A 16,910-nucleotide genomic window follows, 5' to 3' on the forward strand; every position below is an offset into this window, starting at 1 on the left:
AACAATGACTAGCCCACACACACCTAAACGCCTACGCTCGCAAGACTGGTTCGATAACCACGAGCACATCGATTTGGCCGCTCTGTATATGGAGCGGTTCATGAATTACGGTATCACCCCAGAGGAGCTGCGCTCTGGCAAACCTATTATTGGTATTGCACAAAGTGGGAGCGACCTTACACCCTGTAACCGTGTACATATAGAGCTAGTGAAACGGGTACGCGATGGTATACGTGATGCAGGGGGCATTCCTATGGAGTTCCCCACGCACCCTATTTTTGAAAACTGTAAACGTCCCACCGCTGCACTAGATCGTAACTTGGCGTATTTGGGGTTGGTAGAAATTCTGTATGGCTACCCCATTGATGGCGTCGTACTCACCACTGGCTGCGACAAAACTACGCCTTCTGCGTTAATGGCAGCAGCTACCGTTAACATTCCCGCTATTGTGTTATCGGGTGGCCCCATGCTAGATGGTTGGCACGACGGTAAACGTGTAGGGTCTGGCACGGTTATCTGGCAATCACGACGTGCGTATGCTGCCGGCGACATAGATAAGGAGGAGTTCTTCCAACGCGCCTTAGACTCTGCTCCTTCGGTAGGCCACTGCAACACTATGGGTACGGCTTCCACCATGAACGCCATGGCCGAAGCCTTAGGCATGTCGCTCACCAGTTGTGCAGCTATCCCCGCCGCTTACCGGGAGCGCTCCCAAATGGCGTACCGCACCGGCAAACGCGCGGTAGAACTGGTACACGAAGATATACGCCCTTTAGATGTAATGACACGCACAGCCTTTTTAAACGCTATTCGGGTGAACACCGCGATTGGTGGCTCTACCAATGCACAACCTCATTTAGTTGCCATGGCGCGTCATGCGGGAGTGGAGCTGGCCGACGCCGACTGGCAAACCTACGGCTATGACATTCCTTTACTAGCGAACGTGCAGCCTGCAGGCGAATACCTCAGTGAAAACTTCCACCGAGCAGGCGGCGTACCCGCCATCATGTGGGAGCTATGGCAAAACGGTAAGCTAGACGAGCAGCCCATCAATGTGAATGGTAAACCTTTAAGCAAATCGCTACACGGCCGCGAAAGTACCGACCGCAACGTAATCCTTCCCTATGCCGCGCCGTTAAAACACCAAGCTGGTTTTAGAGTGCTATCAGGTAATTTGTTTGACTTTGCCATCATGAAAACCAGCGTCATTTCGGAAGCCTTTGCACAACAGTATTTGCGCAAACCCGGCCATGAAGGTGTATTTGATGCACGTGCCATCGTGTTTGAGGGCTCAGAAGACTACCACCAACGCATAGATGACCCCGCACTGAACATTGATGAAAATTGTATTCTGGTGATTCGTGGCACTGGCCCCTTGGGCTGGCCTGGAGCCGCCGAAGTGGTCAACATGCAACCACCCAAAGCCTTGCTGCAAAAAGGCATTACTAGTTTGCCTACCTTGGGTGATGGTAGGCAATCCGGCACCTCAGATAGCCCTTCTATCCTGCATGCGTCCCCTGAAAGCGCAGCCGGTGGTGGTTTATCGTGGCTGCAAACCGGCGACATAGTACGGGTAGATTTGAATAATGGTCGCTGCGATGCATTGGTTGATGCCGCAGAAATTGCACGCCGCAAAGCCAACTTCACCCCTCCTGTGGTGGCAACCGCCACACCGTGGCAAAAAATTTACCGCAATGATGTGGGCCAATTAAATACGGGGGCCGTGCTAGAAAGCGCCGTGCCATTTATTAATGTGAGCCAGACACTGCCTAGGCACAATCACTAGATAAGACCCACACACCACACAATTGCTTTTACACCCCCTTGATCGCACCTAGACAGCGTTGCTGTTTAGGTGCATTTTTTATACAGCGGTGAAGTGGTACTGCAATGGTTCTCTATAATCCATCACAAGTGGCTCTTTTGAAAGCACCAGCTAAGACTTAAGCTATACCCTATTCACGATGACATCGCTTTTTCTTCGGTTACCTGTCAGCAACCAGACAGCCCTGTCTCGCGAAAAAACAGAATACTTGAATACACGAATTGACCCGGAGTCGCCTCATGAGCAACGCAGATCTGAAAAAACGTAAAGATGCCGCCACCCCACGTGGTGTTGGTGTAATGTGTGATTTCTACGCAGAACGCGCCGAAAACGCTGAACTGTGGGATATCGAAGGCAATCGCTACATTGACTTTGCTAGCGGTATTGCGGTGCTGAACACCGGTCACCGTCACCCACGCCTGATGAAAGCCATTGCTGAGCAAATGGACCGTTTCACACACACTTGCTACCAAGTGGTTCCTTACGAAAGCTACGTAGAGCTGGCTGAGAAAGTAAACGAACTGTCCCCAGGCAAAGGTCCTAAGAAAACTGCATTCTTCACTACAGGTGCTGAAGCTGTTGAAAACGCCATCAAAGTAGCACGTGCTTTCACAGGCCGTCCTTCCGTGATCGCTTTTAACTCCGCTTTCCACGGTCGTACACTGCTGGGCATGGCTCTAACAGGTAAAGTAAACCCATACAAACTGGGTTTTGGTCCTTTCCCTGGCGACATCTACCACGCTCTGTACCCTAACGCACAAGCTGGCGTGACCATCGAAGACGCTAAAGAAGCGCTGAAACACCTGTTCTTGGCTGATGTAGACCCTAAACGTGTGGCTGCAATCATTCTGGAACCCGTACAAGGCGAAGGCGGTTTCAACGTATGTCCTCCAGAATTCATGCGCTTCCTGCGTGAAACATGTGACGAACACGGCATCCTGTTGGTAGCTGACGAAGTACAAACTGGTTTCGGTCGTACAGGCAAACTGTTCGCCATGGAACACTACGATGTACAACCTGACCTGACCACAATGGCTAAAAGCTTGGCCGGTGGTATGCCTCTGTCCGGCCTGAGCGGTCGTGCAGACGTTATGGACGCAGCTGCTCCTGGCGGTCTGGGTGGTACATACGCTGGTAACCCATTGGCTGTTGCTTCCGCATTGGCTGTGATCGACACCATCAAAGAAGAAAACCTGCTGGCACGTGGTGCTGAGTTGGGTGATCTGTTGCAAGCACGCCTGAACACCATCGCTAAAGACGTTAAAACCATTTGTGAAGTACGTGGTTTGGGCGCGATGGTTGCTGTTGAGTTCCGCGATCCAGAAACTGGCAAAGCTGCAGCACAACTAGTTAAAGACATTCAAAACCGTGCATTGGCCAACAAACTGATTCTGTTGACATGCGGTATTGAAGGTAACGTTATTCGCTTCCTGTTCCCATTGACCATCTCCGACGCAGTAATGGCAGAGGCTCTGGATATTCTGGAAGCGGCTATCCGCGGTTAATAAAACCGCACGACGCAGTTGCGCCTGCGTCAAACCATGACAACATGGTGCTCTTCACCCCCAGTAACTTTCAAAGTTACTGGGGCTTTTTTTATCTGCGAGCATAAACGCCTTTGTTACACTACGCTTTTCGCTGCACCTGAAAGGCAGCGCTCACCATCCACCAAGGAGTGTGCATGAACTACGTACAGATACCTACAGGACAGGGCCAAACCATGAAAGCCCTTTATGTTGCAGCCGCAGATAAAAACGCTCCGGGACTGGTGCTGATTCAAGAAATTTTTGGTATTAACCAAGCCATGCAAACGCTGGCGCAATACTGGGCAGCTCAAGGTTTTAATGTGATTTGCCCAGACCTGTTCTGGCGCCAAGAGCCTGATTTGGCACTAAACCCAACCAATAAAAGCCAATTTGCATTGGGCGTAGAGCTGATGCAAAACATGAAAGACAACGAGACGCTGGCCGATTTGGAAGCCACTCGCAGCTTTTTGGCAAAACAATTGGGACACCAAAACATTGCCGCTCAAGGCTACTGCATGGGTGGTAGATTAGTTGTGCTAATGGCCGCTCACAGCCCTATTCGCTGTGCTGTGAGTTACTACGGTGTAGGTTTGCAAGACTTGCTGCCTACATTGCCTGCCAAAGCAGCCCCGGCATTGCTGCACATCGCCGAACTGGACCACTACGTACCTAGCGATGTACGCAAAATCATTGAAGACAATGTCGCCCAACGCGCAGAGTGGGAAGTGACACTACACCAAGGTTGTGATCACGCTTTTGCTCGCCCCGGTGGCATGCACTTTGTAGAGAGCGCCGCTCAACAAGCCAACGCACAATCCCTGCAATTCTTGCAACGTTTTACCGCGTAATAGTAGCGATAGAGCGCCTTACTCGGCGCTCAGCAATACCTTGAAGGCTTGGGCAGATGCAGTACCGTGGTCTGCCCCTTCTATCACTGAAAAAGCCACATCAAAACATCCGGTCGCATCCAGCGTTTCAAATAATTGTCGAGCGCCATCCACCATGCGACGCCGCTCTCGACGCTGCTGGTTTTCTTGCTGCTTTTCTATGGGCTGCAACAAATCTGCAGGGGTTAGCCCTTGCTCTAAACTGCCTACGCTCACATGCACCGCTGGCCTATGTGGACCCATGCTGCGGCAACGCCACTCCACCGCCTGACGTAATAGATAAAAATCGCCCCACCACACAGAAGGGCTAGAAATTACATAGCGTTTGAAACGTGCTGGCTCTTGCAGCAATAACTGCGACACAAATAGCGCTCCCAGCGAATGCCCCACCAGCGTTGCTGACGATAATGGCTTCACTGCAAACCAACGCTCTACTTCAGGCACCACCACATTCAGCAGCGTTTGCAGTAATACATTGCTTCCCCCCGTACCAGCAGGTTGTTCGGTCACACGCCCCAGCTTGGGCGTATAGAAATAATGCCTACGTTCAGCGTCTGGTATACCTATGCCAACTAGCACCGCCCCTGGTCCTTGCCCACCCGCTTCGCGCCGCATTTGCAACAACAGGCGGAACTCTTTTTCATCCAGTACGTAGATCACTGGCCACCCACCCACAGGGGGAATAGCCTCAGGCCACGCTAGCCAAACAGGTAGTTCATCGCCTTCAGCGGTTTGCACCGTCAATTTTGCATGATTCATAAACGCCTACTATCACGATTCAGTCCAGCAACTCGCGGCTCAATCCACTATACTCATAGTTTCATAAACCATTCTCATTTACACCAGGATGTCCATCGCATCAAACCCTGCGCTTGCAGCCCATACCTACCACCGCCTGCTACGCACGCGCTGGCTACTTATCGCCGCTCTGGTTTTTGTTATTGTACTGTCCACTCTGGCTGATTTTACGCTAGGTCCCTCAGCATTGAGCTGGTCAGAACTCTTTACAACCTTATTGAGTCCTGCGGATGCAGAACCCACCACGCGTGTGATTGTGTGGGAGTTCCGCCTGCCCTACTCCATGATGGCGGTTGCCATTGGTTTAGGCTTGGGCTTAGCGGGCGCAGAGATGCAGACCATCCTGAATAACCCACTGGCCAGCCCTTTTACCTTGGGTATATCGTCAGCAGCAGCTTTTGGTGCCTCCTTAGCCATCATTCTGGACTTGTCTTTACCGGGTCTGCCCCATGCGTGGATGGTGGCCAGTAATGCCTTTGTTTTCGCTCTGCTGTCAGCCTTCTTGCTCGATGCCGTGGCCCGCTGGGGCGGCATGAGCAGTTCTGGCCTAGTGCTATTTGGTATTGCACTGGTATTTTCGTTTAATGCGCTGGTGTCCTTGATGCAGTTTGTAGCGAGCGCCGAAGACCTGCAAGCATTGGTATTCTGGACGATGGGCAGTTTGTCGCGTGCCTCATGGCCTAAAGTGGGTGCCATGTTCTTGGCCGTGGCAGTCATTCTGCCATTAGCCTTGCGTGACTCGTGGAAGTTAACTGCTTTACGCTTGGGTGAAGAACGTGCCACTAGCTTTGGTATTAACGTACAACGCCTACGGTTAACCTCGTTATTACGCATTAGCTTTCTGGCAGCACTAGCCGTTTCTTTTGTGGGCACCATCAGTTTTATTGGGCTGATTGCACCGCACATTTCACGCCGTCTCTTTGGTGAAGACCACCGTTTTTACTTGCCAGGCAGCGCGCTGATTGGTGCCATGATTCTGTCCTTGGCGTCTATTGCTTCCAAAAACATCTCCAGTGGCATCATCGTACCGGTAGGTATTGTGACTTCCTTGGTGGGTGTGCCCTTTTTCCTGTCGGTGGTATTGCGCCGCCAAAGCCGTTAATTGCCCATGCTAGACGTAAGTAACCTGCAACTTTCCTACGGCAAACGTACGATTATTTCTGATCTCAGTTTGGCCCCGATGAAAAGCGGCCAACTGGTGGCCTTGCTAGGGCCTAATGGCAGCGGTAAGTCCACCCTGTTAAAAGCACTGGCTGGCCTACTGAAACTCAGCAAAGGTGAAGTCGTGCTGGATGGTCATAATCTTGCACGTAGCAGCTTTGAGCAACGCGCTCAACACGTGGTGTACCTGCCGCAGTCTTTGCCTGCCTCGGTGCACCTACGTGTATTTGAGTCCGTACTGGTGGCCGCCAAAGCCTCTGCCTTAGCCCCTGACAGCACACAAGTTGATGAAGACCATATTCTGGCTTTGCTAAAACGCTTAGGCATTGAGCACTTAGCCCTGCATTATCTGGATCAGTTATCTGGCGGCCAGAAACAATTGGTGGGCTTGGCGCAAGCCTTGATCCGTCGCCCCCGTTTACTGCTATTAGATGAGCCGCTTTCTGCGCTGGACTTGAACTATCAATTCCACGTTATGGATCTGTTGCGCCAAGAAACACACGAGCACCAACTCACCACCCTGATTGTTTTGCACGATCTGAACATCGCTTTGCGCCATTGCGACTACGCCGTCATGATTAGAGACGGTGGTTTGTTAGCCGAAGGCCAGCCCAACGATGTGATCAATAGTCAAACGCTGGGCGATGCGTATGGCGTTTCTGCTCGCATAGAAAGCTGCTCAAAAGGCATACATCAAGTATTGATTGATGGCCTGCGAAAACCCATTTTATAGGTAAGACCACATGTTCCGTTCTTGCGTAAACCTGCTTCGTATCGTGGTAGTGAGCTGCTGCAGCATCATGCTGATTGCTCCTGCTCAAGCAGCCGAAACAGGCTCTACCCCTATTGTGGTAACTGACGCCTTAGGCCGCACCGTTACGCTGCCTGCGCCAGCTAAACGTGTGATTCTGACCCAAGCACGGCACTTTCCTGTATTAGCTTTGGTACACCCCGAACCTGCTAGTATCGTTGCTGGCTGGTCTGATGAATTTCGCACCTCGTTTTCCAACGAATACGAAACTTACAAGGCACGCTTCCCGGAAATTGCGAATATCCCAGTAGTGGGCCGCCATACAGCGGAAAGCTTTTCGGTGGAACAAGCCTTGGCACAGCGCCCAGACTTAGTCGTACTGACCTCAAGCTTCGCTGGTATTAAACCAGGTGAAGACCCAGAGAACTCACAACTGATTCAACGCTTCAGCGCCGCTAACGTGCCGGTGATCGTGATTGATTTCTTTGTAGACCCATTGAAAAACACCGTACCTAGCATTCGTGCTTTGGGTACAGCCGTAGGCCAAGCTGAGCGTACTGAAGAATTTATTACGCTGTACGAATCACACATGAAAAACGTGGCTGATCGTTTGGCCAATGTGGATGCCGATGATCGCCCCCCAGTTTTTGTACACGCTCATGCGGGCAGCACAGACTGCTGCAACTCTCCCGGCACAGGCACATTCAATGACATGATCAGCTACGCTGGCGGCCACAACATTGGCAGCGACGTACTGAAAACCGCCACAGGCAAACTGAACTTTGAATACATCAATGCTCGCAACCCTAGCGTGTATGTTGCTACCGGTACTGGTGCAGGCAAACGCGCCGATAAAGGCCTGGTCATTGGTACTGGCGTAGAAGAAAGCCAAGCACGCGAAAGCTTACAGCGCATCATTGACGGCAACCGCCTGCAATCACTACCTGCCATGAAAGATGGCAAAGCCTACGGTATTTGGCACGCGTTCAACGACTCACCTCTGCACGTGGTATTTATTGAGGCACTGGCTGCTTGGATACACCCAGAACTGTTTGAAGGGGTCTCTGCGCTGGATACGCTGAATGAAATCAACGAACGCTTTCTAGCGGTTCCCATGCAAGGCACCTATATGGTGGAACTGCAACCTAGCACCACACTTGTGCAGCCCTAATGTCTGATGTTTTATCACCCACGCATAGCCTGACGCTGCACAACGAAGCAGGTCAGCCCTATACCTTACAGTTATGGCTGACTAATCCCCAAGCCCCCACCTTGCTACTGCTAGATGGGGATTGGCTATACGACTGTATTCAGCACTTTCGCAAACGCCACGCTAATGCGATTAATATCGCCAGCTTGGGTTATGGCACCACACACGCCAAAACCGTTATACGACGTGCGTATGACTTTACTCCGCCTCATCCGGACGGTATAGAGATAGACCCCCGCGTTAAGGAATGGAAAAACGGTGGTGCACCTGCTTTTAGCACCTTCCTAGAGCACACACTTCTACCCACGCTTTCCCAGCACGTAGACCTCAACGCCTCAAAACTGGGGTTATTTGGCCATTCTTACGCCGGTTTATACGCACTGTATCTATGGCTGCAGCAACGCCCTTTATTTAGCCAATACGTGGGTGCAAGCCCCTCTGTCTGGTGGCGTTGGCCATACCTGCATCAGTTAGCGGCAGACGTTAATCCCGCAGCACAACAGGCAGCACCCTTGCACATCCTGCTTGGCGAGCACGAACAATGGCATGCACATCCACAGCAACCAGGCCAAGCTCGCCCACCCGGCGAGCCTACCTTACCCCTGATACAAGCGTGGCTGCATGCTCTACCTCCAGAGCTACAACCGCATTGCCATTTAGAACTTTGCCCACAAATGGCACACGGCCCTATGTTGGCCCACTCGGCCACAATTGCCCTTGAACTGATGCGGCTATAGCGCGATTTACGAGCTTGGCACTGGCTTTCACCACAAAAGCACTTTAGAATGAGAATGATTATTAAATAGAATGTATTTACTCATTCCATATAAACATCTCTTATAAGGGCATCCGCACGGGCGCATCTACACGTGGCGGTACTAAAAGCATTGCTGCAATGAACACCATTTACGTCTATCACTTGCATACTCACACAGCGAAGGGGCTACCATCGTCCTTCTTTGCGTGTCTGCGTGATCAAGACTGGGCTCATATCAACGCAGCACGCCAACCAGCACAACAACAGGTGCGTCAGTTAGCCTATGCCACGGCCTATCATCTGTTGGCGCACCACAATCAAGTAAGTTGCACCGCACTGAGTCTGCGCGCTGATGCCTATGGTAAACCTCAGGCTTATTTCAGCCATGACGTTGCACTGCCTTACTTCAATATTAGCCATTCGCATGAGCTGATTAGCATTGCTGTATCCAGCCAACCTGTGGGGGTAGATGTAGAACACATGGCTACCTCGTTGGATACCAGCACGCTAGCCCAACACTTTTTTGCTGAACCCGAAGCCCAGCATCTACATGGCCCACGGTTTTTTGCCTACTGGACTAGCAAAGAGGCCATACTCAAAGCGCATGGCAATGGCTTGCGTACCGACCCCATAGAACTGGGCCTACTGCCCCCTACAGAACACTTCCAACCGCTACGTCACAGCCCTGCACGCCTAGCGCTGCAGCACCATCAGGTTAGCCTATGCCCAGCCCCCGATGACTACTGCTGTGCGGTTGCCTCTCCCTTAACTGATCCTCTGTTGCAGGCCCAAGGCCTCCAAAGCGAACAGCTTCACCGTTTATTGCACTGATATCCACTATGAGTCTAGACATCCCTACCCAGATTTGGCCCTCCGAATTTGTACAACGCTACCAGCAAGCAGGTCATTGGCGTGGTGAAACCTTTGGTGCCATGCTGCGCCAACGCGCGACGCAACACCCTGATCGTGTAGCCGTAGTAGGTGGTACTCAACGAGTGACCTATGCCGAACTGGATCAGCAAGCCTCAGCCATTGCCGCAGGTTTATTGCAAAAAGGGTTGAAAAAAGGCGACCGAGTCATTGTTCACCTGCCAAATATCCCTGAATTTATCAGTGCGATTTTTGGTCTGTTCCGTGCTGGGCTAATACCGCTGTACTCCTTGCCCGCACACCGCATTACTGAAATTGAGCACTTCGCTAAAACTGGTGGCGCCAAAGCCTACCTGTGCGCCGACAACCATGGCGGTTTTGACTACCGAGATTTGGCAGCTGAATTGCAAGAACGCTATCCTGAACTGCAAGAAGTCTTTGTGGTGGGCGATGCCGGCAACTACACACCTTTTGCTGAATTGCAGAAAACCGATGTAGCGCATGATTTCCCTGTAAACGTATCGTCACCACAAGACGTTGCCTTTTTGCAGATTTCTGGCGGCAGTACAGGGTTATCTAAACTGATTCCGCGCACCCACGATGACTACATCTACACCTTGCGTGAAAGCGCACGCATTTGCGGCCTAGACGAAAACAGTATTTTCTTGGGCGCCTTGCCCTTGGCACACAACTTCCCCATGAGCTCCCCTGGTTTTCTGGGTACGCTGTATGCCGGTGGTCGTGTGGTGTTGTCACCTTCCCCTAGTGCGGAAGACTGCTTCTCTTTGATAGAGCAAGAACGTGTGACCTTCACCAGTTTGGTACCACCGCTATTGCTGTTGTGGTTAGAAGCAGTCAGCCGTTCTGCCTACGATATGTCTACCCTCAAAGTGATACAAGTAGGTGGAGCAAAACTGATTCCTGAAGTTGCGAAGCGCGTACACCCCACGTTGGGCGTTACCCTGCAACAAGTATTCGGAATGGCAGAAGGTCTGGTGAACTACACCCGTTTGGGCGATGACTTAGATACCATTGTGGAAACACAAGGCTATCCTATTAGCCCAGACGATGAAATCCTGCTGGTAGACGATAACGATCAGCCTGTAGCACCTGGTGAAACAGGGTACCTGCTCACCCGTGGCCCCTACACCATCCGTGCTTACTACAATAACCCCACCGCCAATCAACGCTCCTTCACCGCAGACGGTTACTACCGCACGGGTGACATTGTGCGTTTGACTGACAACGGTTATTTGATTGTTCAAGGCCGTGCTGGCGATCACATTAATCGTGCTGGCGAGAAGATCTCGGCTGAAGAAATTGAAGACCACCTGTTGGCCAATCCACAGGTGTTTGATGCCGCAGTAGTATCCGTTCCCGACGATTACTTGGGTGAACGCAGTTGCGCCTTCGTGATTGCTAAAGGCGACCAAAAACTACGCGCCATAGACCTAAAAAAATGGGTGCGCGAACGCGGCGTAGCCGAGTTCAAAGTGCCCGATCAAATCATCTTTGTTGATGCCTTTACCTCTACTGCTGCGGGCAAAATCAGCCGTAAAGCGCTACGCGCCCAATTGCAGGCTCAACTACAAACTCAATCCTCTCAATCATGAGCACAACTTTAACTTTAGAACGCATGCGCGCTGACATTGCTGCCATGCTACACGAAGACCCTAGCGAAATTGCCGATGACGACAATTTGATGGACTGGGGCTTAGACTCCATGCGCGCCATGACCTTGGCCTCACGCTGGCGCGAAGCTGGCGCTCGCATTGAGTTTTCCCAAATGGCAGAAGACGCCACGCTGAGCCACTGGTGGTCGCTGGTTAGCGCTCATACTGCCTCCTGATTTGTTTCACGCTGTTGTTACCTACTCATGAAGTCTACTGCTCGTACTGATTCATCGCTGGTTATTCCTCGCATGCATTCCGCAGAGGAAGCTGTTCCTCTGACTGAAGCCCAAGAGGGGCTATGGTATGCCCAGCGCCTAGCGCCGGATAACCCGATTTTCAATACGGCACACTGCACTGACTTCATCGGCACCTTACAACTACCAGCCCTGCAACACGCCATCAATCAAGCCTTGCTTGAAGCCGATGCGCTGTCCTTGCATATGATTGAAAGCGATGCCGGGCCGCTGCAGTATTTTGATGTGACGCATCGCGTACAGTTGGAAGTCGTAGATCTACGTCACCAACCCGATGCTGTTCAGCAAGCTGCAGCACACATGCATGCCGACCATAATCACCCGTTGGACCCCACGCAGGCTCCATTGTCTAGACAAGTGTTATTCCTACTGTCTGACACACACTGCCAGTGGTACCAACGCGTGCATCACTTGGCTGCTGACGGCTATGGAATGTCGCTCATTGAGTCGCGTGCGCTAACGCTGTATCACGAGCAGGTGTCCGGCGATAACGCCCCCAGCACTGGACTGACCTCTTTTGCCGAAGTAGTGGCAGATGACCAAGGTTATAGACAGAGCGAAAAACGCCAAAAAGATGCCAGTTATTGGCATCAAACTCTGGACGCTTTGGGTGACGTAGGTAGCTTAACCAGTGGTGTCGCCTTAAGCGCACCGTATTTCTTGCGTGCGGATGCGCCTATTGCTGCGCCCACGCTATCGCAACTACTGGACGCCCAAACACGCCTCCAGATTAGTTGGCCTGATTTGCTCACGCTACTCAGCGCCGCCTACATTCAACGCCACACTGGTCAAAGTGATGTGGTGGTAGGTATGCCGTGGATGGGGCGTATGGGTAATGTGAGCGCCCGTAGTGTCGCCACCGTGATGAACGTGGCACCGTTGCGCTTAACCATGCCGCAACATGAGCCGCTCGCTGATGTGTTAAATGCCGGCTCACGCGCTATTCTTAAAGCCCGACGCCATGGTCGTTACCGTAGCGAACAATTACGCAGAGACTTGGGTTTAGTAGGTGGCCAACGTCGATTACATGGCCCACTCATCAACATTCTGCCTTTTGACGCCCCCTACACCATTGCCGGCGTACAAGCCAAACAACGCGTGTTATGTGCAGGGCCTGTAGAAGACCTAAATTTCAACTTCCGCGCAGCCCCTGATGGCCAAAACTTGCGTCTGGAAATTGAAGCCAACCCCAAACTATATAGCCAACAAGGCCTGCAAACCCATTTGCAGCGCTTCCAGTATTTCTTGCAGCAAGCCTTGCAAGCCGCTACGTTAGAAAGCGTGCCCAGCTTAACACCCGTCGAATACGCCCACTGGGTAGAAGGTCAGGACAGCACAGCGCACCCTATTCCGCACACCACGCTGACTAAGCTGATTCGTGAGCAAAGCCAACGCAGCCCACAAGCCGTAGCTTTGTCATACAAAGGTCAGCACACTGACTTTGCGAGTTTTGATGCGCAAGTACAGCGTATTGCCCAGCATTTGATCAATGCAGGGGTGACCCCCGGCAGTATTGTGGCGGTGGGTATGGCACGTAGTGACCAAATGGTCATGTGTTTACACGGTGTGATGGCTGCCGGTGCAGCCTACTTGCCGCTGGATACCGCACAACCTGCTGACCGTATCTGCCGTATTTTGGGTTCTGCTAAACCTGTAGCCTTGATACACGACGACAGCTTGTGCACGAGTGGCACTGAGTTTTCTGTACCAGCCTACGATGCTTCGCAGCTATTTAGCACCCAGCCAAGCATTACACACGTCCTGCCAGACACACACCCCGATGATGCGGCCTATGTACTGTATACCTCGGGTTCTACGGGTGATCCTAAAGGGGTAGTGGTTAGCCAGAAAGCCATCGTGAACCGATTGCTGTGGATGAAAACCCATTACGGTTTCACCGACTCGTCACGCTTCCTGCAAAAAACGCCCTACACCTTTGACGTATCACTGTGGGAGCTGTTCCTGCCTATGCTGTGCGGTGCCTCCCTGACGGTGGCTGAGCCAGACCAGCATAAAGACCCACACGCACTGGCACAACTGATTCACAACGAAAACATCAGCGTGGTGCATTTTGTACCGTCCATGCTGGCGGCCTTCCTGAATGAACCGCAAAGCCAAGGACTCACCATTGGTCATGTGTTCTGCAGTGGTGAAGCGCTGAGCGCCCACTTGGCGGCACGTTTCTACGAGCGCATGAACGGTACGCTGCACAACTTGTACGGCCCTACCGAAGCGGCTGTAGACGTCACCTACTGGCCCGTTAGCAAAGAACACCCCGATGACCCTATTCCTATTGGGCTGCCGGTATGGAATACCCAACTGTATATTCTGGACGACTGCTTGCGTCCGGTGCCCCCTGGTGTAGCGGGTGCGTTGTACTTGGGTGGTATTCAATTGGCTGACGGCTACTTAGGCAGACAAGACCTGACCGACAAAGCTTTTATCACCAGCCCCTTTGATGCAACAAAACGCCTGTATCACACTGGCGATTTGGCACGCTGGCGTGATGATGGCGCCGTGCTGTATTTGGGCCGTGCAGACCATCAAATCAAATTACGTGGTCAACGTATTGAGTTGGGCGAGATCGAATCCTGCTTGGCACAATACCCCGCTCTGCGCGATCTGGCTGTGATTGCTAGAGAAGACCGACCAGGCGATCTGTACATTGCGGTGTACGCGGTAGCCCGCTCTGCCGAAGGCGCTGACAGCAATGCGCTATTGAGCTTTGCGCGCGCTCATTTGCCAGAAGCCATGGTACCTAGTGCGGTGGTGTGGATGGATGATCTGCCCATCAACGCTAACGGTAAACTGGATCGTAAAGCCTTGCCTGCACCTACACGTGAACGCCAAGAAGGTGCTCCTTTACAAGGTGAAGTACAACATCAATTGGCACACTTCTATCAACAGCTACTGCAACTGCAGCATCTACCTTATGCAGATGATGATTTCTTCGCGTTAGGCGGGCACTCGTTGCTGGCTGCTCAGCTAGCAGCCACCTTGCGTGAGCACTACCAAATTACATTAACACTGGGTGCTATTTTTGAGCATCCCACTATTGATAGATTAGCCAACCACGTGCAGCGCTTGTTGGATGGTCAGCAAGATGCGAATGCCGGCTTTAACCCTGTCTTCACCTTGCGCCCACCAGCACATGGCAAGCCAGTACAACCAGCACTGTTCTGCATACACCCTGCGGGGGGATTGAGCTGGTGCTATAGCTTGCTGGCTCGCCAATGCGGTAGCGACCAACCTGTGTATGGTTTGCAATCGCGCAGCTTAGATGCCGCGCAAATTGCGCCCACCAACTTGCACGATATGGCCGAAGACTACGCCAATCAAATACAAGCTGTACAACCGCAAGGCCCTTATCATTTATTGGGTTGGTCTGTAGGTGGTCTGTTAGTGCATGAGATTGCACGTATTCTGCAATCGCGTGATGCGGAGCTGGGCGTAGTCGCCATGCTAGATGCTTACCCAAGCGACGTATGGCGCGATCGCGAAGAGCCAGCTCTTGAAGCCAGCTACAAAGCACTGCTATACATTGCCGGTTATGACCCCGACAGCTTAAACGTGCCGCTTACCCAAGATGGGGTGATTGGTTTCTTGCGTCAAAGCGGTCATGCCCTAGGCACGCTGAGTGATGCTCAGTTGCAAGGTGTATTCCGCTCTGTAGAGTTGAACAACCGATTGGTGCGCCAGCACTGGCATCAACCTCTGAACCATCCTGTACTGTATTTCCGTGCTTCCCTGGATCACATAGGCGATACCTTAGAGCCAGCCATGTGGACCCCGTGGGTCAGTAATTTGCAGGTGCATGAAGTACCTTCTTTGCACGCCCACTTAACAGGCGCTGATGCACTGAAGCATATTCTTCCTGTGCTGCAATCCGCATTACAACGCAGCGTGGCTGCCCAAACGGTATAACAACTATGTCACTGAAGCGTTTTGTCATCGATATCACCCCACTGAAGCAAAGCCGCGCTTTCCGCTTTGCCTATATGGCGCGTACCGCCTCGGTATTGGTGACTGGCATGATGTTGGTGGCAGCCAGCATTCACTTGTACGAATTAACCAAATCCAGTGTGGCAGTAGCATTCCTAAGTGTAGCGATGTCAGCACCTATGGTGATTGCGCTACTGATAGGCGGTGTACTGTCTGATCGCATGGATAGACGCAAGCTGATGATGTGGTCACGTAGCGTATACGTCATCAGTGTATTGATGTTCTTGATTAACAGCCTGTTTGCGAACCCATCCATCACTGTCATTTATTTGGCGGCCATGATTGGTGGTGCAGCAAGTGGTATTAGTGTGCCCGCGATGATGTCGGCCACCCCTGCTTTGGTAGGGCGCGAGAATCTGGCCGCAGCCGCAGCGTTGTCTGGTTTGTCCTTGCAACTAGGCGGTGTGTTAGGCCCGCTGTTGGCCGGTGCTCTGATTGCAGGCCCTGGGCTGGTAGCGTGCTACAGCATCGTCTTGGTAGGCGTCTTGCTCACACCCTTCTTGCTTTCCGCCCTGCCCCCATTGCCGCCGCAAGCCAAACCCGGCGGTGCTGCCCCCAACCGTGTGCACCATGCGTTCATTGAGGGCTTTCGCTACATGCTGACCACGCCCTTGTTACGTTGCTTGTTGCTCATAGACTTGGGTGCTGTGGTGTTCGCTACGCCCTTAGCCCTGTTGCCTGAATGGGGCGATAAAGTGCTAGGCCAAGGTGCAGAAGTCACGGGCGCACTGTATGCTGCACCCGCTATAGGTGCCGCCATCACCGCACTTAGCAGTGGTTGGATACGTGGTTTAGAACGCCCCGGCCTAACCATCATCAGTGCCGTGCTGGTGTGGGGCTTGTCGGTAGTCGCGCTGTCATTCAGCACTCACCTGTATCCGTCCATGGTGGCACTAGCAGTCATGGGTTCGGCTGACACGATTTCCAAAATGTTGCGTATGACGCTAGTACAACGTCATACTCCTGACCATCTGCTAGGCCGCATGTCTGCCTTGTGGATGACGCAATCCTCCATGGGAACGGCTTTGGGTAACCTACAAATGGGTGCCGTATCGCGCTGGTTCTCGCCTTCTACCGCCTTGTTGATAGGCGGCGCAGCCTGTAGTGCCTGTGCGGGCCTGTTTGCTTTGCGGCGTAATGCGCTAAAAAGCACCAGCAGTTCCTAACACAATACGTGTTCCAGCCTAGTCTGGCTG

13 protein-coding genes are annotated in these 16,910 nt (G+C 52.3%); 12 read left to right on the top strand and 1 reads right to left on the bottom strand.

What is annotated here, in order from left to right; all coding sequences use genetic code 11:
- Positions 1-4 precede the first annotated feature (4 nt).
- The 3 genes from AC3QL0_RS14365 to AC3QL0_RS14375 all read left to right on the top strand — a co-directional run bounded on the left by AC3QL0_RS14365 (position 5) and on the right by AC3QL0_RS14375 (position 4,199).
- A complete protein-coding gene (locus AC3QL0_RS14365) occupies positions 5-1,786 on the top strand; it encodes an IlvD/Edd family dehydratase (RefSeq protein ID WP_493009083.1) in 1,782 nt (593 codons plus the stop codon).
- Between the two features lie 278 nt (positions 1,787-2,064).
- Positions 2,065-3,330, top strand: a complete 1,266-nt coding sequence (gene gabT / locus AC3QL0_RS14370) for a 4-aminobutyrate--2-oxoglutarate transaminase (RefSeq protein WP_493009084.1) — start codon at positions 2,065-2,067, stop codon at positions 3,328-3,330.
- 176 nt (positions 3,331-3,506) lie between these two features.
- The gene (locus AC3QL0_RS14375; RefSeq protein WP_493009085.1) at positions 3,507-4,199 is read left to right on the top strand and encodes a dienelactone hydrolase family protein; all 693 of its coding nucleotides are present in this window, start codon (positions 3,507-3,509) and stop codon (positions 4,197-4,199) included.
- An 18-nt stretch (positions 4,200-4,217) separates the two neighbouring features.
- Here the strand turns inward: AC3QL0_RS14375 and AC3QL0_RS14380 are convergent, their stop codons facing one another.
- Positions 4,218-4,997: an alpha/beta hydrolase gene (locus tag AC3QL0_RS14380; RefSeq protein WP_493009086.1), complete on the bottom strand. Its 780-nt coding sequence runs from the start codon at positions 4,995-4,997 to the stop codon at positions 4,218-4,220.
- A gap of 88 nt (positions 4,998-5,085) precedes the next feature.
- Here AC3QL0_RS14380 and AC3QL0_RS14385 point away from each other — a divergent pair, with 88 nt between their 5' ends.
- The 9 genes from AC3QL0_RS14385 (at position 5,086) to entS (ending at position 16,880) form a co-directional block, all read left to right on the top strand.
- Positions 5,086-6,138, top strand: a complete 1,053-nt coding sequence (locus AC3QL0_RS14385) for a FecCD family ABC transporter permease (RefSeq protein WP_493009087.1) — start codon at positions 5,086-5,088, stop codon at positions 6,136-6,138.
- 6 nt (positions 6,139-6,144) lie between these two features.
- Entirely contained in the window at positions 6,145-6,930 is a 786-nt protein-coding gene (locus AC3QL0_RS14390; protein WP_493009088.1) for an ABC transporter ATP-binding protein, read from the top strand.
- A gap of 10 nt (positions 6,931-6,940) precedes the next feature.
- On the top strand, positions 6,941-8,119 hold the full coding sequence (locus AC3QL0_RS14395) for an ABC transporter substrate-binding protein (protein ID WP_493009089.1): 1,179 nt from the start codon (positions 6,941-6,943) through the stop codon (positions 8,117-8,119).
- On the top strand, positions 8,119-8,895 hold the full coding sequence (locus AC3QL0_RS14400; protein ID WP_493009090.1) for an alpha/beta hydrolase: 777 nt from the start codon (positions 8,119-8,121) through the stop codon (positions 8,893-8,895). The genes AC3QL0_RS14395 and AC3QL0_RS14400 overlap by 1 nt, the downstream gene beginning before the upstream one ends.
- A 158-nt stretch (positions 8,896-9,053) precedes the next feature.
- On the top strand, positions 9,054-9,746 hold the full coding sequence (locus AC3QL0_RS14405) for a 4'-phosphopantetheinyl transferase family protein (protein WP_493009091.1): 693 nt from the start codon (positions 9,054-9,056) through the stop codon (positions 9,744-9,746).
- A gap of 8 nt (positions 9,747-9,754) precedes the next feature.
- Positions 9,755-11,398, top strand: coding sequence for a (2,3-dihydroxybenzoyl)adenylate synthase (locus AC3QL0_RS14410; protein ID WP_493009092.1), 1,644 nt, complete (start codon positions 9,755-9,757; stop codon positions 11,396-11,398).
- A complete protein-coding gene (locus tag AC3QL0_RS14415) occupies positions 11,395-11,634 on the top strand; it encodes a phosphopantetheine-binding protein (RefSeq protein ID WP_135862051.1) in 240 nt (79 codons plus the stop codon). Before AC3QL0_RS14410 ends, AC3QL0_RS14415 begins: the two co-directional genes overlap by 4 nt.
- Before the next feature lie 27 nt (positions 11,635-11,661).
- Entirely contained in the window at positions 11,662-15,636 is a 3,975-nt protein-coding gene (locus tag AC3QL0_RS14420) for an amino acid adenylation domain-containing protein (RefSeq protein WP_493009093.1), read from the top strand.
- A 5-nt stretch (positions 15,637-15,641) separates the two neighbouring features.
- Positions 15,642-16,880, top strand: a complete 1,239-nt coding sequence (entS, locus tag AC3QL0_RS14425) for an enterobactin transporter EntS (protein ID WP_493009094.1) — start codon at positions 15,642-15,644, stop codon at positions 16,878-16,880.
- Positions 16,881-16,910 lie beyond the last annotated feature (30 nt).

Source organism: Paenalcaligenes sp. GW821-LYS-B07-1 (assembly GCF_058803365.1).